17 protein-coding genes are annotated in these 19,621 nt (G+C 60.3%); 7 read left to right on the top strand and 10 right to left on the bottom strand.

Annotation, left to right across the window (positions count from 1 at the left end; all coding sequences use genetic code 11):
• Positions 1-89: 89 nt before the first annotated feature.
• From DES53_RS22755 to DES53_RS22725, 7 genes are all read right to left on the bottom strand, one after another.
• The gene (locus tag DES53_RS22755) at positions 90-1,634 is read right to left on the bottom strand and encodes a glycosyltransferase family 2 protein (RefSeq protein ID WP_113960623.1); all 1,545 of its coding nucleotides are present in this window, start codon (positions 1,632-1,634) and stop codon (positions 90-92) included.
• 108 nt (positions 1,635-1,742) lie between these two features.
• Positions 1,743-3,170: a DUF1501 domain-containing protein gene (locus DES53_RS22750; RefSeq protein ID WP_245958241.1), complete on the bottom strand. Its 1,428-nt coding sequence runs from the start codon at positions 3,168-3,170 to the stop codon at positions 1,743-1,745.
• A 69-nt stretch (positions 3,171-3,239) separates the two neighbouring features.
• Complete coding sequence (locus DES53_RS22745; RefSeq protein ID WP_170157320.1) at positions 3,240-4,067, bottom strand: sulfotransferase domain-containing protein; 828 nt, start codon at positions 4,065-4,067, stop codon at positions 3,240-3,242.
• A gap of 71 nt (positions 4,068-4,138) precedes the next feature.
• Positions 4,139-4,657 carry an adenylyl-sulfate kinase gene (locus DES53_RS22740; RefSeq protein ID WP_170157319.1) on the bottom strand — a complete coding sequence of 173 codons (519 nt, stop codon included), beginning with the start codon at positions 4,655-4,657 and terminating at the stop codon, positions 4,139-4,141.
• Positions 4,654-5,991 (bottom strand): sulfotransferase domain-containing protein, encoded by a 1,338-nt coding sequence (locus DES53_RS22735; RefSeq protein WP_113960621.1) that lies wholly within the window; start codon positions 5,989-5,991, stop codon positions 4,654-4,656. The genes DES53_RS22740 and DES53_RS22735 overlap by 4 nt, the downstream gene beginning before the upstream one ends.
• 214 nt (positions 5,992-6,205) lie before the next feature.
• Positions 6,206-8,440 (bottom strand): DUF1549 and DUF1553 domain-containing protein, encoded by a 2,235-nt coding sequence (locus DES53_RS22730; protein WP_113960620.1) that lies wholly within the window; start codon positions 8,438-8,440, stop codon positions 6,206-6,208.
• 102 nt (positions 8,441-8,542) lie between these two features.
• Entirely contained in the window at positions 8,543-9,874 is a 1,332-nt protein-coding gene (locus DES53_RS22725) for a hypothetical protein (protein WP_147263562.1), read from the bottom strand.
• 229 nt (positions 9,875-10,103) lie between these two features.
• Here DES53_RS22725 and DES53_RS22720 point away from each other — a divergent pair, with 229 nt between their 5' ends.
• Both DES53_RS22720 and DES53_RS22715 read left to right on the top strand, forming a co-directional pair.
• Positions 10,104-11,075: an amidohydrolase family protein gene (locus tag DES53_RS22720; RefSeq protein WP_113960618.1), complete on the top strand. Its 972-nt coding sequence runs from the start codon at positions 10,104-10,106 to the stop codon at positions 11,073-11,075.
• A 53-nt stretch (positions 11,076-11,128) separates the two neighbouring features.
• A complete protein-coding gene (locus tag DES53_RS22715) occupies positions 11,129-11,929 on the top strand; it encodes an Fpg/Nei family DNA glycosylase (RefSeq protein WP_113960617.1) in 801 nt (266 codons plus the stop codon).
• Between the two features lie 25 nt (positions 11,930-11,954).
• Here DES53_RS22715 and DES53_RS22710 read toward each other — a convergent pair whose 3' ends face one another.
• The gene (locus DES53_RS22710; RefSeq protein ID WP_170157318.1) at positions 11,955-12,365 is read right to left on the bottom strand and encodes a type II secretion system protein; all 411 of its coding nucleotides are present in this window, start codon (positions 12,363-12,365) and stop codon (positions 11,955-11,957) included.
• A gap of 112 nt (positions 12,366-12,477) precedes the next feature.
• Between DES53_RS22710 and DES53_RS22705 the strand changes: the two genes are divergently transcribed.
• Both DES53_RS22705 and DES53_RS22700 read left to right on the top strand, forming a co-directional pair.
• The gene (locus DES53_RS22705; RefSeq protein ID WP_113960615.1) at positions 12,478-13,341 is read left to right on the top strand and encodes a hypothetical protein; all 864 of its coding nucleotides are present in this window, start codon (positions 12,478-12,480) and stop codon (positions 13,339-13,341) included.
• A gap of 70 nt (positions 13,342-13,411) precedes the next feature.
• Positions 13,412-14,392 carry a sugar phosphate isomerase/epimerase family protein gene (locus tag DES53_RS22700; RefSeq protein ID WP_113960614.1) on the top strand — a complete coding sequence of 327 codons (981 nt, stop codon included), beginning with the start codon at positions 13,412-13,414 and terminating at the stop codon, positions 14,390-14,392.
• Between the two features lie 9 nt (positions 14,393-14,401).
• On the opposite strand, the gene DES53_RS22695 is transcribed toward DES53_RS22700, so the two are convergent.
• Positions 14,402-16,414, bottom strand: a complete 2,013-nt coding sequence (locus DES53_RS22695) for a hypothetical protein (protein WP_113960613.1) — start codon at positions 16,412-16,414, stop codon at positions 14,402-14,404.
• A 160-nt stretch (positions 16,415-16,574) separates the two neighbouring features.
• On the opposite strand from DES53_RS22695, the gene DES53_RS22690 reads away from it, so the two are divergent.
• The 3 genes from DES53_RS22690 (at position 16,575) to DES53_RS22680 (ending at position 18,834) form a co-directional block, all read left to right on the top strand.
• Entirely contained in the window at positions 16,575-17,294 is a 720-nt protein-coding gene (locus tag DES53_RS22690; RefSeq protein ID WP_113960612.1) for a DNA alkylation repair protein, read from the top strand.
• A 160-nt stretch (positions 17,295-17,454) separates the two neighbouring features.
• Complete coding sequence (locus DES53_RS22685) at positions 17,455-18,147, top strand: hypothetical protein (protein WP_147263561.1); 693 nt, start codon at positions 17,455-17,457, stop codon at positions 18,145-18,147.
• 216 nt (positions 18,148-18,363) lie between these two features.
• Entirely contained in the window at positions 18,364-18,834 is a 471-nt protein-coding gene (locus DES53_RS22680; RefSeq protein ID WP_211325647.1) for a hypothetical protein, read from the top strand.
• Here the strand turns inward: DES53_RS22680 and DES53_RS22675 are convergent.
• Positions 18,831-19,553: a DUF2238 domain-containing protein gene (locus tag DES53_RS22675; RefSeq protein ID WP_170157317.1), complete on the bottom strand. Its 723-nt coding sequence runs from the start codon at positions 19,551-19,553 to the stop codon at positions 18,831-18,833. The genes DES53_RS22680 and DES53_RS22675 overlap by 4 nt on opposite strands.
• Positions 19,554-19,621 lie beyond the last annotated feature (68 nt).

The following is a 19,621-nucleotide window of genomic DNA, read 5'->3' as shown; positions in this document are numbered from 1 at the left end:
GGGAAAATGGGAAAGTCGTGGGCGAATCTTACCAGTTCGCCGCGCGCTGGCAACCGTACGCACTGAACTTTTGAACAGTGCGTTTTGCCTCAGGAACGGGCGGCCCAAATCAACCGCCTCACGGCTACGCCAGCCCGACGGGGATCGTCCGGTGAGTGGTGGGGATTGCAGACCCAGCCGAGTCGTACCTGTCCTTCGCGGTTGAGCCGGAAACGCAGGCGAGCTTTCCGTTTGCCTATCTTTACCGCAGCTGGCTTCAGCGGTTTCTCATTGATGAAGAACTGGATATGAAGTGGCGTGGCCCGGGGCATCCACTCGAGGGTCACCTCATGCTTACCTTTTTGCAGGTGCAATTCCACCATGGCAGCGGGCTTGGACCAGCGCAGTGGCGCGTCACGCCAGGTCTCCGTGGCGTGGAACCCGGCACAGACCATTGGGGTATTATTCTCGGGAATCCAATCGCCACTGGGCGGGATGGGATCGGCCGAACGTGGGTGTGATGGCTGGTGCTGACGCAGCAACTGCCGACGGCGCCGACTCGTCAGGGCCTTGCACAGCTTGGGCAACGCTCGCTCCGCTCCTTCGCGGTCCTCCCGCCAGAGCGCGAAATTCAGCAACGCGTACGCTCGCAACACCCGCCCGTGTGCCGAGAGAAGCGGCGCCCAGCTCCCCAAGAGCCCACGCGCGAGCCAACGGAAGAGATCACGCCCGTTACCATCCGTATGGGAAGGCGATGATTCTGGCCCTGCTTCCGAGGCTGCTTGTTTCGACGAGAACATCGATCGCAGCACCATCAGGGCCATCTTCCATGCGAGCCCTCGCGAGTTCTCATGTCGTGCCGCCCACTCGTCGTTTTCATCGAACCAGCTGAGCACCGGGTCCCGGACCGGGCGGGTGAGCATGGCACTCTCCCCGGCAGTGAAGTCTTCGGTGAACTCCCACCACTCATCGATCTCTCCGATGTAATAGTGGTGGATACGAGCGGCCGGCCAGTAGCCGAGCTTCAGTCCATGCTGGCGGTAGCGTGCAGAGAGCACCCATTCCGCGAAGTGGCCGAGGCTGCCATCAAAGCCGCCTGAAGTCAGGTACGCCTTGCGGGTGGTGACGAAGCACTGGTCCAGGATATTTCTCCATGGGTGCTCCATGGCTTCCCGGATGTCGCGCTCGTAGAATCCTGCTTCGATTTTGGAAAGCAGGTTGTGCGTGATGGGCACGGACTCGCAACTGAAGCCCGCCCACTCCGGATGTGCCCGCAGACCCCGCTCTGCCTGGGTGAGCACGTCTTGCTCCGGCAGACAGTGGGATTCAGTGAAGAAGAGAATCTCGCCCCGCGCGTGCCGCGCCGCCGCCGCGCAGAGGGCGATGTCATGCTCATGTGGCAGATCAATGGCCTGGTCGTGTGGCGCCAGCATGGTCCGCAAGACGGCGGCTTCGTCCTCAGGGAAGCTGGGCGGAATCGCGAGCACAATCTCAAATTGGTCGCGAGGAAAATCCTGACCTTGTGTCCAGCCCTGCAGACAATCGTGTCCCTGCCCACGGTGAAATTCCAGCGGGATGATGACGCTGAACCTGGGGGCAGGAACAGCGGATGAAATCAAGGTGGGATCCGGGGGGACGGCGGAGGCTGTCTCCATGCGGGCAGTGCACAGGCGGTTTCTCCAGCATCGCACTGCTGGAGGAAACGGAAACTCAATTCCGCAGCAACGCTAGGCCAGCCTGGCCGGGGTATCCCCAGGCTTGTATCAGGCAATCACACCCTCGATCACGTTCCCATAGCTCAGCGGCACGGGACGATTCGCAAGGTCATGCAGCTCATGGTGCGGGTCGATGCCCATGAGGTGGTACATCGTCGCAGCCAGGTCATCCGGCTTCACGGGCTTGTCGGAGGGATGCTCGCCGTTCTTGTCGGAGGCGCCATAGACGAAGCCGCGCTTCGTGCCGCCACCAGCCATGAGCGCCGTGTAGCAGAAGGGCCAGTGGTCACGGCTCAGGGATTTGTTCACGCGCGGCGTGCGACCGAATTCACCCACCCATACCACGAGCGTCTCATCCAGCAGGCCGCGCTGATCCAGATCCATTAACAGCGTAGGCAGGGTCTGCTCCGTCATCGGCAGGTGACGCTGCTCAATGATGGGAAACATCCTGGTGTTGTCGAAGCCGTGCGTATCCCAGCCCCCACTCGTGGTGAGTCGTCCACCGATGCCCGGATCGAAGGTGACCGTGACAAACTTCACCCCCGCCTCCACAAGGCGGCGGGCCAGCAGACAGCTCTGGCCATAGGAGCTGCGTCCGTAGGAGTCGCGCACCTTGTCTGATTCCTTGCCGAGATCGAAGGCCTCGCGCACTTGCGAGCTGTGCAGCATGGCGAGGGCCTTTTCGTAGTATCCATCCAGTCCCCTGGCCGCTGCAGAGTACTCCAGAAGACGGCTCTGGCTGTCCACCAGCTTCTGCATTTCGCGACGTGCGGCAAGGCGCTCATAGGTGATACCATCTGGCAGGCTCAGCTCAGGGAGGGCGAAGTTCGCTTCATTCGGATCCTTGGTCACCAGAAAGGGATCGCGTGCCTTCCCGAGGAAGCTGGCGAACTGTCCCGGCGTCTGCGTGCCATCGCTCACCACGAAGGGCAGATGCACTGAAGTGGGAATCTCCAGCCGGGAGGGCAGCATGGCATCCGCCACGCTGGTGTAGGCAGGGAAGAGATCCGGCGTGTCCTTCAGGCGCTGGTCATCACTGGGTGGCGCATGGCCGGACAGCGCGTAGTAGCCCGCGCTGTTGTGATTTTTCATGTTGTGATGCACGCTGCGGATGAGCGTCACCTTGTCCATGATCTGCGCGGTCTTGGGCAGCAGGGAGTTCACCTGGATGCCGTCCGCGTTGCTGGACATCGGCTTGTGGAAGCCGCGGATGCCACTCGGTGCATCCGGCTTCATGTCAAAGGTCTCCAGATGGCTCGGTCCGCCCCACTGAAAGAGGAAGATCACCGATTTGGCCCTGGCCACACGCTTCTCCACCTTGGCAGCCTCCGTCGCGCCCAGCAGGCGCGGCAGCGTCATGCCAAACAAGCCCATGCCACCCACACGCAGGATCGAGCGCCGGCTCAAAAGGCAGGTGTTGTGAAAGTCGCGGCAGGCTGGGGAAGGCTGGGACATGAGCAACAGACGGGCAGCCATGGTACCATTGGATGGCCAGGGAAACAACGGCCCGGAGGCGAGCCCTCTTTCGGTGGGGGAACCTCTGGCTCAGGCGCGGGACCGCTCGGCCATCATCGCTTCCTGGTAAAGTTCACCCGCTTCCGAGTGGATCCAGTGCAGCAGGTCCCGTGGGAGCTCGCGAACGAGTTCGTCATTCACCCCGCGCGGGTGGGCCATGGCCGGGCGGGCGCTGAGCCGAGGCAGGAATCCCGCCAGGCCGGCGAGCGCGCGCTCCACCGCCTCCGGGGAGGCTGGAATTCCGAAATGCGCCGTGGCAGCCTCGAGCTGAAACCGCTCAAAGGGTCCCGGATCCCGGTAGGTGAGAAAGAGCACCCGGCCCGGCGTCATGCGGTGCAGCTGCAGCATGGTGGCCACATGGTCTTTCCACAGTGGTAAATGTATCGTGCAAAACTCCTCGATGCCGAGGCTCGCCGGCACATGCCCTTCTCCCCGCGCGAAGTGGTAGTACGAGTAGAGCGCCGGTGCTGGTGGCCTCACGATATAGACGATGGGTCCGTTTGCCCGTGTGATGATTTCCGCGAGATGGTGCGACCGGAAGATCGGCGTCTCGCCAATGGCAAGGAGAGCAGAACTCTCGCGTGGATTCCCGTGGGCATTCGGCAGAACGCATCTTCCGTGAGAATCCAAAAGTGTAGATTTCCTTTCTCCCTGGCCAAGGTCATCGGCAGGGCGGGAGAAGAAGTTGCTGCGCGGAAGGTCGTGAGCCTCTTCAATCAGACCGGTGAGCATGACAAGCATCCAGCGGGATCCGGACCTGGGGAATGCCAGAAGAAAGCGATCATCACGGCCGATGCCTTCGACGAATGCTTCCGGCAACGGCATGAAGGTTCGCTGCGGATAGGAGATGAAATCCATGTTCGATATCAATGCATACCGGCATTCTCCGCACCACTCGATGAAACTGCGGGGCCAGCCTACCCATCTCATTACAGCAGACGTTTCACCATGGTCCAGGCAGTTTCGCGACATGCCTCCAAATTGTGGAGGCCGGTATCAATGACACCATCAGCCTCATGCTCGGTGGGATCTTGAAATGTCTGTGCTGCGAAATGATCCACCAAACCTTTCTGCGCACGGCAGTAGAGCCCTTTGGGATCGCGCATGGCACAGACTTCGTGACTGGCCCTTACATGAATGAGCCGCAGCCGGTCTCCCAGAATGTCTCTCAGCAGGTCACGGTGGTGTCTCGCGGGACACATGGTCGCCCCAATGACGATCAACCCCTGCTCACTGGCCAGCCTGGCCATCTCTGCGGCGCGGCGGTGGTTCTCTGTGCGGCTGGCATCGTCGTAGCCCAGGTCGGCGCACACGCCGGATCGCAGGGCATCGCCATCCACCAGATAGGTGGCCCGCCCTTCTTGACGCAACTGCGCCACCACATGGGAGGAGAGGCTGCTCTTGCCAGCCCCGGAACGCCCAAAAAACCAGCAGATGATGCCGCTCATACCGGCCCCTCCATCCCCCAGGCGTCCTGTCTTGCCCCCAGGGTGGGAGCCCAGCCAAAACGGAAGACCCGGTATGACATGGTTCTGGCATCCCCTGTCACGGCTGCTCCAGCACCCTCGACCTTGAGGACCAGATTCCAATCCTCGCCCGTGTCTCCCACGCATGCGGAGAGGTCCAGCGTGATCCATTGCCGGGCGGGCACCATCTCTTCCGCGGTGATGGACTGGCCATTCTGGTCGAGCACGGAGAGTTTTGCAGGCAAGGACCCAATCGAAGGACCAGGTTCCACCTCGAGGTGCAGTCGTGTCATGCCGCCGCTGGGCCGCCGTACCGTCAACTCCGCTTCATCAGCTACCCAGCAAAATGGGCGGCCCTCCTGTTCCTCAACGGGATACCACCCTGTGCCGGTGATTAGCGTGTCCTGCTGCAGCGAGTTCTCCGGTCGGGCCGGACCGGCTTGCTGCCACTGACGCTGAAACCAGTCGTGGTCTTTGCAGCGATAGGCTCTGAGGATTGCCACGGTTTCCTCTGGCAGCTCCGGCATGACATGTTCGGTGCGACCTTGGAGCTCCTTGCCGCCTTGGACATGGCATGTGCTGGGGAGGGCCTCTGCTTTTTCGTATCCCGTTTTCACCAGCACGTGGCCATACCGTGCGAGGAACTTTTCCAGCAAGGTGCCCTGGAGATGATTTTGCCAGTCGCCAGACACTCCCAGACGGTAGTGCGAGTTGCGATCCTCCTCGCCGCGGAGACGGCCGCTCCGCTTTTCGAACGACATGGAATCGATCACATTCCGCAGCATCGCGTTCGACACGCGGAGTTCGCTGTGATCCAGCATCCTGCCAAAAAACCCAATGGGATCCCGCAGGCCATCTTCATACCGATAGATGGGAGCATCACCATCCAGCCACGAAAGCTGGGTCTGGGCAATGCGCTCCAGGTAGGTGGAGAGAAGAAACTCCATGCCCTGCTCGTCGGTCATGCCACCCATGTCCGTGCGCACCAGGGACACGATGTCATAGCTCCGGCTCGGATGACTGTGCTTGAGGCTGAAATAGAGAGAGACCAGCGTATCGCGGAGATCCCGGATGACGAAAAACTTCCGGTGATGAGCAGGGACCTGCCCTGCCTCAAATTCCTCCCTCGTCGCATAGACTGTGGGATAGATACCGTCCTCCCTTAAAGAGCCATCGAGATACTGCCCGGTCATCGCTTGCGGATGGACGATCCGGTGTGGGAAAAGTGCATCAAGCACCTGATACACCCACTGCGAGCCCGCCTTGGCGTGGGTGAGGTGGAATACGGCAGCAGGGTTTCTCGAGGCGCTGGGCATGGGGCGTTTGCAGTTCTCTGGAGATATCTGCCTTCTATCGGGGTTCGGTTGTCCGCAATCGGTTGCATGCTAAAAATTTCTCAAATCGCATGGGAAATAGGCCGTGCCGGAGCGCTCGGTGACGCCACTTCATAAGGGATGCTGCCACATGGCCACGGTTAAGGAATCGTTGTGCTTCTCATGGCACAAGAGCTCGCTGGATGATCCATCCGGGCTACTTGCGCAGCACAAATTCCTTCGCATTCACCAAGCTCCACGCGAGGTCCTCCAACGCGGCGCGCTTGTCCTTGGCTTCGGTGAGCATCGCTGCCATGGTCTGCCTTTCCTGGGCAGAAGGCGCGCGTGTCAGCACGCTCCAGTAGAGCGCTTCCACCCTGGCAGCGTCATCGCTCTTCTCATTCAACAGGCGGGAGAGGATGTTCCGGTTGCTCTTCAGAAGGTTGTTCACCTGCGGTCCGCTGATGAGCGAGAAGGACTGCCCCATCGTGGTCTCGTCGCTGCGCTCGCATTCGCAGGCGAGCAGGCGCGGTGGCTGGCCGAACTGGGCAAGAAACGCCACGCCAGTGTCATTGCCCGCTTCTTTTCTGCGACGGTTCAGGGGTCCCGGAAGTTGCACGGCTTTCGTGGCCTTGGGGAACTCATCGAACTTGGCCTGCAGACCCAGCCCCTGGTACAGCGCATCGAAGAGCTGCTCGGCCGTAAGCCGGCGCACATAGGCGTAGGCGAAGTTGGTCGTGTCCGCGGCGTTCGTCGCATTCGGCTCGCTGCTGAGCTGGTACGTGCGCGACTGCGTGATGATGCGGATGATGTGCCGCATGTCATAGCCGCTCTGTACAAATTCCTCCGCGAGCTTCTTCAGCAGCTCGGGATGCGAGGCAGGATTTGTGGCGCGGAAGTCATCCACCGGATCCACGAGGCCGCGGCCCATGAGGTGGAACCAGATGCGATTCACCTGCGCCTGGGCAAAGAGCGCATTCGTGGGGCTGGTCACCCAATCGGCAGCGGCATTCAGATCACCCTGCTGCTCCAGCACCTGGGCATCGAGTTCGGAGGCTCCCAGGAGCTTGGCCTTCGCCTGCTCACCCGTGCGGGGATTGATGAGCTTGGTGGACTTGGCAATCTGCACCACCTGCTCGCCCTTGAAGCGATGCTTGTCGCTCTTGTCCTCGACCTCGTTGTTGATGATCTTGTAGTCCACGCGGGAGAACACCGCACTCCACTGGAAGTAATCATCCTGCGTCCAGCGATCAAAGGGGTGGTTGTGGCACTGCGCGCACTGCAAACGAGTGCCGAGGAACACGCGGGCGATGCCCTCCGCGCGCGCATTGGGCTCGCGCATGGCGCGGTAAAAGTTTGTCTGTGGAACCGTGTAGGTGCTTCCTTGTGCGGAGAGCACCGCGTGGGAGAACTTGTCTACAGGCGTGTTCCGCGCCACCGCGTCGCGGATCCAAGCGTGGAAGGCCGTCATCCCCTTCACATCCATGGTGCGGGACTCCACGCGCAACGCATCCGCCCATTTCACCGCCCAGAAGTCCGCGAAGGCGCCGGTGGTCATCAGCGCGTCCACAAGACGGGCACGCTTGTCGGGCGACTTGTCCGCCACGAAGGCCTTCGCCTGCTCCACCGTGGGCAGCGCGCCGCACAGGTCGAGGTAGGCGCGCCTTGCGTACACCTCATCTGTGCAGAGGTCGCTCGGGGTCATGCGCAGGGACTTCAGCTTGGCGAAGACCTGGCGATCCACGAAGTTGTTCTGCGGCGTGGGCGTCCACACAAACTCCGGTCGTGCCGCGATGAAGGCCAGGCGCACGGGCTGCTGCTTGTTCAGGTAACGCACCACGATGGTGGGCTCACCTTCCTGCAGCTTCTCCACACGGCCTTCCTTGCTCACTTTGATGAGGCCCACCTGCGCGGGCTCATACACGGCCAGCTTGGTCACATCCTTCTGCGTGCCATCGGAAAAAGTCGCGGTCGCCTTGAGCTGCATCGCCTTCTGCGGCTCCACGAGGATCTGCTCGCGCGGCGTGACTTCGAGCTTCTGTAGCTCCGGTTCCCCCGGTGTGTGCCTGCGGGCGCCCTGGGCAATCCAGTCGCGCAGCACGGCATATTCCCACGAGTTCTTGTCGAAGCGCTTGCCACCCTCGTGGGCCAGGGCCTGCGTGCCCTTCTGCAGCAGCAGGCTGCGTTCCGGCTCCATGAGGTTTACCCGGCGCCCGCTGACATCCTGCACGAGCGCGGCGTAGTCATAGTCTGCGTCATCCCCACGGAGCGACATCTTGAAGCCACCCTTGCCTGTGGCATTGCCGTGGCATGTGCCCAGATTGCACCCCGCCTTGGCGATGGCGGCCTGCACGTCGTTCTTGAAGGAAACGTCCGCCGCTTGAGCCGGCATCCCGCCACCCAGAGACACCGCTCCAACCAGGGCCAAAAAGACCGTGGACCGCAAGGGCATGATATGGGGCTGGCGAGGCAAGGACACCGGAAAGAGGAAACGCCCTCTGCGGGCCAATCTTCCGGGGATTGGCGGAGGCTGCCTTGTACAGGCTACCCTCGGTCACGGCTCGAATTCGGGGCGGAACGTGAACTCCACCGGCGTCACCTTCTTGAAGGCCAGAGTCACTGTCAGGGTTTTGCCGGTAGTGGGCCGGCGGCATCGCCCGACCAACTCGGTCGAGACAGGCATGGCAGTGCTACCTGCGGGTGCGACCGATGCCAACGACATGGCATATTTTTCCTGACCGTAGCGAGTTTGCACGGTCTGGCTACCGGACTCATCGGTGGCGTGCAGCAGTTGCAGACTGTGGCCGTTGACCGCGGGAGTGATGGTGATGTCGAAAACAATCTCATTGGGGCCCATCGGCTCGGGTGATCGGGCGGTGATGGTGGTGGACTTGCCCACCAAGCGTTCAGAACGCCAGGTATTGATGTCTTTCTTGCGCGGGTATACGGGCACTGGCATGGGATCCAGCGTGATGATTTCCTCATCTGTGTAGTTCTTCGGATCGCTCAACACCGGAACAAAGCGGATCTTCCACACCGGGGCATCGCTCCACGGCGCACAGTCCCACAACTGGCCCGTTTCAGAAAGCATTCCATGCCCTGGAACCATGACGTTGCCGTTCCCGTCCTCGATCGTCCAGTCATGCAGAGAGAAGAGGCTTGTGAGGGAGTGCTCGCCCTCCAGCGCCAGATCCAGATGCAAACCAAAGGTGCGATCGCTTGCAATGCGTGCCCGGGTAGCTCCTTTTAGAACGAGCTCATGCCCATCCACAGACACCTTTGCTGGCAAAGGCTGGGCGGTCAGCGGATTGACCAGGTCTGTTCTCCGTAAAGGGTTCTGGAATTTCATCTCGGCCACCACCTCGCCCAAGATACCGTCCTTGGCGATGCCGGGAAGCGATCCCCGGCTGGGAGTCCCATAGTCTCCGTCCTTTTCTCCCGTTCGTGACCGGACCTTCAGATGCAGTAGTTCCTGAATTCGGGGGACATTGCCCTCCACACCCAACCATTCTCCGGGATTGCTCAGATGCCAGTGCCGTACCTCGGACTCATATCCCTGATCATCCACCCAGAAGAACCTCCAATCTTCGGGTTCGAAGGGCCCGTCAATCGCAAACCAGAACGCCTGGGCGGCAGCGGATTCGTAGCCTGAAGTTCTCCCTGCGGGGATGCGTTTGCCGGGCAGCATCCGATCGATAAAGCGGGGAAGCTGGGCCCGAATTTTATCGAAGGTGCTCTCTTTGATTTCCAGGGCGTGAATGTAAGCGGGTTGACCCGATCTGTTCGAGTGCAATACGCCTTTCCTTTCGCCGTCGGCGACCTCCACATAGGTCACTTTGGTACCGCCAGGTAGAATCAATGCGGCAGGCTTGTGAGCGAAGATCATGAAGGCCGCCCATCCTGTGATGCAGAGGAGGGTGATCAGGATGACCGTCCAGCGATGGCGCCTTTCCCTGGATTGTGATCCAGCCCCGGTATCAGCCGGTAATTCTTCCATGGCCGCATCGTGCCAACTTCCGCACAGCAAGGCAATGCTCCTGTGACCGGAACTGGTAATCCTGTAGCAGGCACCGCTCCGATGAGAAAAAGTTCCCGCCACACGGCGTTCCCTTCCCATGCCCGCTCGTGCTCCCCTCACCCGTCGTCGCTGGATGGCCGCCTCTTCTGCCGCGCTGCTTGGCAGTGCCTTTGGGAAACAACATTCCCTCCTCGCGCAGACCTCCTCCCCCCGCGCTGAGATCGTGGACATCCACCAGCACACGAACTACCACGGGCGTACCGACGCGGACCTCATCAAGCATCAGGATGCGATGGGCGTGACGAAGACCATCCTGCTGCCGGCGGGTTCGGATGCGTTGCGTCCCTCCACGCACAACGGCAAATCCTTCGGCCTCGCCGCGCGCGTGCTGGGGAATGAAGCGGCATATCGATTGACAAAGGAACACCCGGACAAGTTCGTCTTCTGTGCCAATGAGGTCACGGATCTGGAGAACGCCATCCCGGTGATGGAGAAGTATCTTAAACTCGGCGCGTGCGGCATTGGCGAGCAGAAGTTCAGCGTGGAGTGCGACTCTGCCGTGAGCCTGAAGATGTATGACCTCGCCAAGGCGTATGGCGTGCCGGTGCTGCTCCACTTCCAGCACAAGACCTACAACCTCGGCTACGAGCGGTTCTACCAGATCCTGGAAAAATATCCCACAGTGAACTTCATCGCGCATGCGCAGACCACCTGGGGCAATGTGGATGCCGCGCACAAGCAGGAGGATCTCTATCCCAAGGGCAAGGTCACCCCCGGAGGACTCACGGACAAGTGGCTCACGCAGTATCCGAATTTCTTCGCGGATCTCTCCGCCGGCTCCGGGCTCAATGCCTTCACCCGCGATGAGGAACAGGGCGCCGCCTTCTTTGCCCGGCATCAGGACAAGCTCCTGTACGGCAGCGACTGTCAGGACGTGCTCGGCGTGCCCGAGGAGAAGAATTGCTGTGGCAGCAAGATGATCGCCCTCATCCGCAAGCTGGTGCCGGATGAAATCGCGAGGCAAAAGATTCTCGCGGGAAACGCCCGACGCGTCTTCAAGCTGACTTGATTGACCCCAGCCTCAGGGTTGACCCAATCGGCTTCGTGGGGATATGATGCCGCATGCCTGAGCTCGCGGAAGTCTTCTACTACGCGAAGCAGTGGGATGCGGGAAAGGACAAACGCATCACCGCGCTGGATATCCGATCCAAGACGCGGGTCTTCCGTGCTTGTGACACGACCGCACTCACCGAGGGATTGCCGGGGGCGCAACTGCGAAGCACACGCACGCATGGGAAGCAGATGCTCTTTGAGTTCAGCAAGGGGCAGTGGCTCACCATTCACCTCGGCATGACGGGCGAGCTCGCAGCCAAGCCGCAGCCCTACGAACCAGCGAAGCACGATCACCTGGTGCTGCACACGCGCACGCATGCATTGGTGTTTACCGATCCGCGGCAGTTCGGCTCCGTGTTGTACCACCAGGGCAAGACCCCTCCCCCGGCCTGGCTTACCCTGCCTCCCCAGCCGATGGACGAAGGGTTCACCGTGCCGCGCCTGCGGGAGATCCTTCAAAGGCACGCGCGCACCCCGTTGAAGGCACTCCTGCTCGACCAGCGGTGGTTTCCCGGTATCGGGAACTGGATGGCGGACGAAATTCTCTGGCAGATGAAATTACCGCCGCACATTCTGGGAGGGGCTCTCGATGAGAAAGCTGTGCGCGCACTGCATCGCACCATCAAAAAGGTATGCCGCGTCGCGCTGGAAACCGTTGGCGTGGATTGGGATGACCCGCCGCTGAACTGGCTCTTCCGCTACCGCTGGGAGGACGGTCACTGCTGCCCGAGATGTGAGGCCGAGCTGGTCCGCGAATCCGTGCGAGGTCGCACTGCCTGCTGGTGTCCGGTATGCCAGCGTCCGCGCTAGCCCGAGTCTCGTCGGCACCGAAGGCCTATTGTTTGGCTGCCGCCATTTCGCCAGAGGAATCGTAGATCAAGCGACCGTCCCTCAGTGAAAGATACCTCTGCACCCCTTGCACATCTTCTTCCAGCAATCCCTGAACCCCAAAACCCTTCCCTTGGAAGGGTCCCGCTGCTGGGGTGCCGCCCTTGATGATGTTGCGAATCGACTGCTCCAGATCATTGGCCGCCACGAACTTCAGGCCAGCGGCTTCTGCCGTGGCGCACACGGCGGCGAGCTCCTGCGCATTGCGGCGGTGCCGAATTTCCTGGGCATTTCCGCTGGCCAGCGCCGAAATCTGCGGCACGGCAATCGCTGTCAGCAGGCCAATGATGCACATGACCGTGAGCACCTCTATCAAGGTCATCCCAGCACCGCTGCGACGACGGAGCGGGGAGAGCAAGGGAGAGCCAGTTCTCATATAAAGAAAAGATTATCGTAAATCTGTTTAATTATAGCAACAATAATTCATAAAGATTTATCTAGTGTTTAGAAATAGTTCGGAGAAACGAACCATGGCCCTCTTCTTGGCAGACTCCCATTTTCCCCCGGATCTCGAGCCACTCTTGCGCTCCGCATCTGCAGCCCCCACCGAGATGAGCAAGGCGCAGACGAACGTCTTTCGTTCCCTCGGCCACAAGCTCGAGCGCTTTCTCGCGGCACGTGCATTGGTCCACCAACGTATCCTTCAGGATGAGACGTTTGCACCGCTGAAACCGTGGCTTGGGAAAGACGGTGGAATCCCTGCCAGTTTGAAGGAGGACGGTACTTTCCTCTCGGCCTACAGCCTGAGCGGCACAGACATCCGACTGGCGGCCCTGATGCTTCCCCCGGACCTCGCGACCAAGGCCCTCGCACTCTGGAGGCAGACAGACCCTGAGGCGCCCAAGGTTCTTCCGGCTCTTTTGGATCCGCCCCAAGATGCTGCCGCACCCCTCTGGCTTGCCCTGCTGAGACTCCGCCCATTGCGAAGCGTTTGGGAATCCATGCTGCGGCGCGATCACTTTGAAACTCTGCTCCAGGTCCTGCCCGATGCCTGGCTGCTCGACCCCACGCCGCTTCCTCCCGGTGCGGTGATCCCGCGGCTGGAACTCGCGAGCTGGGAAAATCTTCCCTACGTTCAGCGCGAGGGTCGTCGCTTTGCCATTGCTAGTCCCGAGAGCTGGGATGGCGCCCAAGAACTTGGCAGCCATGGCACGCTGCAGACCGCCCTGACAAACAGCGCCACAGCACCTCAAACACTCATGGCATTGCCCGCTGCGCCAGATTCCTGGATCATCGCCGTCTATGAGAAGAAGGCCAACCGCGTGGACGCGCGTGGATTCCTTTCCCTGAGGAGATCTCCAGAAGGCGCGTGGCAGGCCGCGAAGGTGCGGTAGCGCGGATTTGGGTTGTGCATCGCAGGCGCATCGCTCAGCATCGCCTTCCGATTTCACTTTTTGATCCGCCATGCACGCCCCATCTCCTTCCTCGTCCCGTCGCTCGTTCCTGAAACACGCCGCTGCCATCGGTGCTGCTGCGCTGACGCAACCGGTCGCGAACGTCTTCGCCGCGGAGAAGAAAGAGCCCTTCAAGATCTCGCTCGCGCAGTGGTCGCTGAACAAGCGCTTCTTCAAGAAGGCGGGCGCGGAACCGCTCGACAACCTCGACTTCGCCAAGACCGCGAAGAAGCTCGGCATCGATGGCATCGAGTACGTGAACCAGATGTTCATGGACAAGGGCGAGGACAAATCCTACCTCGGGGAGATGAAGACGCGCGCCGAAGGTGAAGGAGTGAACAGCCTGCTCATCATGTGCGACCGCGAAGGGAACCTCGGAGATCCCGATGACGCGAAGCGCAAGCAGACCGTGCAGAACCATCTCAAGTGGCTTGATGCGGCGAAGTTCCTGGGCTGCCACAGCATCCGTGTGAATGCCGCCAGCGATGCCAAGCTGAGCTGGGATGAACAGGCGAAGCTCGCCGCGGAGGGCCTGCATGCCCTCTGCGTGGAGGGCGACAAGCGTGGCCTCTTTGTCGTCGTGGAGAATCACGGTGGCCTCTCCTCCAACGGCAAGTGGCTCACCCAGGTGATGAAGCAGGCCGACCACGTGCGCGTGGGCATCCTGCCGGACTTCGGCAACTTCTACACGAACCGCGAGAAAGCGGAGCTGTACAATCCCTACCAGGGTATGCGTGAGTTCATGCCCTGGGTGAAGCAGGCCGTCAGTGCGAAATCGTTCGATTGGGACACGGGCGCGGGCAAGTTCTACACGGAAGACCGCCGTGAACCCCGCGAGATCACGCTCGACTTCGAGCGCCTGATCAAGATCGTCGTGGCCACTGGATACAATGGCTACATCGGTGTGGAGTACGAAGGCCAGAAGCACACCGAGGAGGAGGGCATCATCCGCACCCGACAGGCGCTCGAAGAGCTGCGCGCCATGGTGTAGGACACCCTCTCATTTCCTCACCACGCCTCTCACGAAGGCCACGTGAATGCGGTCCTGGAACCGTGCGCCCTTGGGCCGCACGGGGCCCAGGCAGAGAGCCTTGCCGGACACGAGGGGGAAGCCTGCGACCCACTCATCTGTCGTGAACACCGGCACCGGAAGGTCGTGGGTATGGTCCTGTGTGTACTTCATCGCTTCCTTGAGCGTGGGCTGCACTGCGGGAAGCGCATCATGACGCAGGCTGGAGTTGAGGGAGAACATCGGCTTGCCGCCGGCTCCGTTGGGATCGACAGGACTTGCATCCACTTCCCAGATGGAGCCGACGGGACGCTCTTCAATGGCAGTGGGTCGGTAGCGACCAGTGGGATTGTGATCCACGGGATTGTATTCCGTCACGTAGCGAAACTCCTCGACGTATTCCACCCTGGAGCGCTGTCCTGCCTGTGCGGCCATGGCCAGATGGCAGACCACGCTGGCCTTGCCTTCCTTGACCTTTGCCAGGGCTTTCTGAAAGCGCTGTTCATCGTCTGCGGCATCGACGGGCAGGCTGCCATGGCCCTGCCACTCGGCGATCTCGGAAACCGGCAGTTCAAAGATTACGGCCTCCAAGTCGAGAAAACGCTGATGTTCCTCTGACGGATAGCGTTTGAGCGGAGGTGTGCCAGCGGGCTGGTTCAGCTCGGCAAAGATCAGCATGGTCTCCCCCATCACAGGTCCCTTGTCCGATCCTTTCAGGCACTCCGGCGTGCGCATCGCGGCCACCAGCGCCACATTCCCCTCGGGAATCTCCACATTCGTTTGCACGCGCTGCACAAAGAACTGTGGCTGGTTCATGATGAGTTCCGGTGCATCCAGCGCGCATTTCCACTCGGCCCACCGAAAGCGCGCCGGATGGTGAGTCAGCACCAGATTGAGACTGCGACCCATGAGTTCCATTTCCACCCGCGTCCCCACCGGGCACATGTTCCAAGCCGAAGGAATGGTGGGCATTTCCGTGGGATAGGAATGCTCACGTACCGTGGCGAGTGTGCCGCGAAAGCTCGACGCCTGGGCACCGCATACCAGGCGGCGTGCGGCCTTGCCTTCCTGCACCAGGGCCTGTAGCTTGCCCAGCAGCGCCGCATCATCGCCGGGCTGGCGATGGGTGAGAAACTCAGTGGCATCGCGATCGTTCAGGCCAAAGCCAAGCAGGTGCACGCGTGGCACGGCGGGATGGGTGGTGCTGGGCGCTTTGGAGGCCGGCGTCTTCTGCGAGGCGGCATGGGCCAGCACCACATCAAGCTCGCGAACGGTGGGTTCGCTTTCGAGATCGGAAGCCGGACGCAGGAATGCCAGGACGGCCGTATGGCCGGGACGGATTCGCGCATCGGTGATGAGGGTTTGCGTCAAGAAGTCGTCCTGCTCATACCAGCCCACCTCCGGTTTCCGGTTCTCCGGCCACACCAGAGGCCACCGGACTTTCTGATTCATCTGGGCACGCGTCTCGGTGGCCCAGCCAAAGGCCTGCGTCTCCAGTCCTCCAGGAATGTCCGCGAGTCTCACCCGAACGGGACTGAAGGGATCCAGTGGAGCTTCCGCGGGCTGTGCCACCTCTGCGTGTGCCGGAAGGCGGTTCTGTTCCAGGCGATATTCCCCACGCAGGGAAGTGCCCAGAAAGACGTCCTGCCAGGAGGTCGGAGTCAGTACCGGTTTGTCGGAATCCTGATCGTTCTCCACAACCCACTTGTATACCAGGCCGTTCTTCACGTCGAAACTCCCGCCCCACTCGACTTTGGCTGAGAGATCAGACACCACCTGTGCGGCTCCAGTGCTCGCCCAATCCCGAAGTTCTGTTGCCAGGGTGTCGTCATCGGGCTTTTTCTCCAGGGCCTTGAACAACGCGCTCTCGGGAACCCGGATGATCGTTTGGCGCAGCTGAAGCTGAGGAAGCGGATCCGCGCTGTGTGCGAAGGGGGCACCCAGAAATCCCACGCTCGCAGTGACTGAGGCGACGAGGCATCCAAGGGAGAGACGTGCTTTCATGGTGTTGCCGCTAGGTAGGACTACGGACGAATGATGGGCAAGGCTTATTCGATGAGCTCTCGAGTCTGCGCGATTGCTCGACATTGCCACCGGGAACCACACGGTTTGGACTGGTGTGACTTGTCGTTTCCTGTCAGCCTTGGGGATTCGTTCACCGGCCATGAGCACAGACACTGTCCAGTCCATCCTCGCCGAGCTGAAACTACTCGGGAAAGAGAGCTACAAGAGAGTCTTGATGAACGGTCACGGCGTGAAGGAGCCGTGCTACGGAGTGGCCATCAGCGAGCTGAAGAAGATCCAGAAGCGCATCAGGAAGGATTACCAGCTTGCGCTGGGTCTCTATGACACCGGCAACTACGACGCCATGTATCTCGCCGGTCTGATTGCGGATGACGCGCGCATGACGCAGAAGGATCTGCAGCGCTGGGTGGAGAAAGCCTACGCGGGAGCGCTCACGGGAGCGACGGTGGCATGGGTCGCCGCTGGCAGTCCACACGGCCATACCATGGCCGTGAAGTGGATCGATTCTCCGAAGCCCCTCATCGCAGCCACGGGATGGGCCACACTGAGTGGACTTGTCTCGGTGAAGCCCGATGAGGAATTGGATCTTGCGGAAATCAAATCGTTGCTGAAACGCGTGAAGAACACCATCCATGACGCGGCGGATCTGGTGCGTTATCAGATGAATGCTTATGTGATTTCCGTGGGGGCTTATGTGGCACCACTCACCGGGCTGGCAATTGAGACGGGTGAGAAAATTGGTGAAGTGACCGCGGACCTCGGCAATAACAGTTGTGCCGTGCCTTATTCACCCGATTACATCCGCAAGATTGAGCAGCGCGGCACCATCGGGAAAAAGAAGAAGACGGTGAAGTGCTAGACTGGACGAAGCGATGAAATCTTTGCTGACGGCTTTACTTCTTGTCACCCTTGGCACATGCGGCGGTGCCGCGGATGAACCGCGTTCATACGATCGTGATGTCACGAAATGGATCGAAGTGACCCCGCCTCCAACCCGGTCCGATGAGCACATAAGCTTTGTGTCCCGTGCTGATGCCTCACGGGACGATTGGTTCGTTTCCCAGGAGGGTGGCAATGTGCATGCAAAGCTGTACACGGACATTTCCAACGAACCGCTGGGCGAGTGGCCGAAGTTCTCCACGGGAGCGCCCGTGGCCGGCGACAATGATCTTCAGAAGCCCCATTTGTTCTCCACCGAGGACGGCTGGCTGGCGGTATACAATCGCGGAGAGTTTGGCTCTTCCCTTTGGTGGTATAGCCTTGATGGTAAGATAAAATATCAGATCTCAGAGCATTGGGTGAACGGGTTCATCCAGCACAAGAACAGAATCTTTGCGGTAGAAGGACGTGATAGCCCCACCTCCTCCGAAGGGTCGCTCATAGAACTGGCGAAGCTCTCGGGAAAGTGGACGGCCACACAGATTGTAGAGTTGCCGGGTGCTGGCCTGGCCGTGACTGTGCTTCCAGATGATCGATTCTGCATCGTTACCTCGGAAATGTTGCTGGCGGTATCACTCGAGAAGCGCACGGAGGTCCTGGTGCCCAACGGACACTGGATCAGGTGGTACCCGAACTCCATCACTACCGATGCTGAGTGCCGAAACGTCTACATCGGCATGCGTCAATTCGTGGTCCGCTATCCCCTGGGTGACAACGAACATCGCGCGCATTTGTTGGTTCCCGCCCAATCGTTCCTGAACACGAACGATTGAATGGGCGGACCCTGGTTCTATCCAGCTGCACCCGAAAGCGCTGCCCCACCTTCCTCCACTACTTGCAGAAACAGCAGTGCGGTCCTTATTCGCGCAAGATTGAGCAGCGTGGAACCATTGGGAAAAAGAAGAAGACGGTGAAGTGCTGATGTCTATAGTGCGGGCATTGTCTGTATGGAGCTTCCGAAGCGCTATCACTACAATCCTTCGCCTCCCATGGCGATTCTCGGCTTGGTATTCTTTGGTCTGGGCATCTTGCTATTTTCGTCCAAAGCGCAGCATAACGACAGAGGTCTCATCCTCTGGCATCTCATCGAATTTGGTCCCGGGGGCGCGACCATGTTCTATTGGGTGCTCACGGTTGTGAGTGGGTTGTTTTCGCTCATGGGTCTCATCCTTCTGGTGCGCACCGCCGTGTTTCCAAGATTTCTGGAGCTGGGAGATGAGGTGCTCACCCTTCCTGCGGGATATCTGCATTTGAAATCTTCCAACATCCGCTACTCCGATGTCGAGGGTCTCTGGGAGACCCGGTTCAACTTCCAGACCATTCTCACCGTGGTGTTGTCGAACGGGCAGAGGTATCACATGACCCGCTCCATGTTCGAAGATGCAAAATACTATGAGGAGGTCAGGGACTTCCTTGCGTCACGCTCGGTGGGCAACGAATTCTGTCCAGCGTCCCGTTAGTTGACGTCACGCGCCACCCGGAAGCTCTCCCGCCACTCCTTCCAGAACACGGCGCCGCGTTTGCGCGCTTCGAGAACAGTGGCCACCGTCAGTGTGATGAATCCCCCGATCACCGCGAGAAGGATGTCCTTGTGCGCATCCCACACATCCCCCTGCGTGCCAAGATAGGCCGTGCCGACTTCCTCGCTAAAGACCAGCGCCGCCGCCCACTCGAGCAGTTCATAAAAGCACGAGGTGGACATCACCACATCCAGCGCGAAGAACCAGGGCCAGAAACCTCTCGCCCCACACCACGCGGTGATGATCTCTTTCAGCGGATACGCGAGCAGCAATCCATACGTGAAGTGCACGAAGCGGTCGAAATGATTGCGTTCCCAGCCGAAGAAGCCGTTCAACGAAAAGCCGAACCATGATTGGGTCCACTGGTCATACGGCACCTTCGAGTAGGTGTAGTGCGCGCCCAGCTCATGAATGTAGAGGAACAGATAGATACCCACCCAGGACACCACCGAGAGCGGGATCTTGCGGTAGAGCAGCCACAACACGGGAGCAGTCGCCAGGACAAGGATGTGCTCCACGATCCAGTCTTCTGGAAAGAGCGGATACCATCCGGAGAGGGTGATGGACACCACGAAAAGGGCAGAGAGCCAGAGGATGATGGTACGGTGGGGAGCGTTCGCCGCAGCCTTGCGCGTGCCCTTCTTGGATGATTCCGCCATGTGCATGCTTGCCCTCTTTTCCCCAGCATGCTGCCATCCCAGCCTGCTCAAGGTCAAGCAGGTTCGTA

Origin of the sequence: Roseimicrobium gellanilyticum (assembly GCF_003315205.1) — a bacterium.
Taxonomy (GTDB): domain Bacteria; phylum Verrucomicrobiota; class Verrucomicrobiia; order Verrucomicrobiales; family Verrucomicrobiaceae; genus Roseimicrobium; species Roseimicrobium gellanilyticum.
This window is presented reverse-complemented; position numbering and strand designations above follow the sequence as displayed.

Coding starts and splice junctions, on each gene's coding strand:
- DES53_RS22700 (WP_113960614.1), top strand. CDS start 13,412: ATGCACGCCCCATCTCCTTCCTCGTCCCGTCGCTCGTTCCTGAAACAC.
- DES53_RS22725 (WP_147263562.1), bottom strand. CDS start 9,874: ATGATCTTCGCTCACAAGCCTGCCGCATTGATTCTACCTGGCGGTACC.
- DES53_RS22750 (WP_245958241.1), bottom strand. CDS start 3,170: ATGGCTGCCCGTCTGTTGCTCATGTCCCAGCCTTCCCCAGCCTGCCGC.
- DES53_RS22680 (WP_211325647.1), top strand. CDS start 18,364: ATGGCGATTCTCGGCTTGGTATTCTTTGGTCTGGGCATCTTGCTATTT.
- DES53_RS22740 (WP_170157319.1), bottom strand. CDS start 4,657: ATGAGCGGCATCATCTGCTGGTTTTTTGGGCGTTCCGGGGCTGGCAAG.
- DES53_RS22705 (WP_113960615.1), top strand. CDS start 12,478: ATGGCCCTCTTCTTGGCAGACTCCCATTTTCCCCCGGATCTCGAGCCA.
- DES53_RS22755 (WP_113960623.1), bottom strand. CDS start 1,634: ATGGAGACAGCCTCCGCCGTCCCCCCGGATCCCACCTTGATTTCATCC.
- DES53_RS22695 (WP_113960613.1), bottom strand. CDS start 16,414: ATGAAAGCACGTCTCTCCCTTGGATGCCTCGTCGCCTCAGTCACTGCG.
- DES53_RS22745 (WP_170157320.1), bottom strand. CDS start 4,067: ATGGATTTCATCTCCTATCCGCAGCGAACCTTCATGCCGTTGCCGGAA.
- DES53_RS22720 (WP_113960618.1), top strand. CDS start 10,104: ATGCCCGCTCGTGCTCCCCTCACCCGTCGTCGCTGGATGGCCGCCTCT.
- DES53_RS22715 (WP_113960617.1), top strand. CDS start 11,129: ATGCCTGAGCTCGCGGAAGTCTTCTACTACGCGAAGCAGTGGGATGCG.
- DES53_RS22735 (WP_113960621.1), bottom strand. CDS start 5,991: ATGCCCAGCGCCTCGAGAAACCCTGCTGCCGTATTCCACCTCACCCAC.
- DES53_RS22690 (WP_113960612.1), top strand. CDS start 16,575: ATGAGCACAGACACTGTCCAGTCCATCCTCGCCGAGCTGAAACTACTC.
- DES53_RS22675 (WP_170157317.1), bottom strand. CDS start 19,553: ATGGCGGAATCATCCAAGAAGGGCACGCGCAAGGCTGCGGCGAACGCT.
- DES53_RS22730 (WP_113960620.1), bottom strand. CDS start 8,440: ATGCCCTTGCGGTCCACGGTCTTTTTGGCCCTGGTTGGAGCGGTGTCT.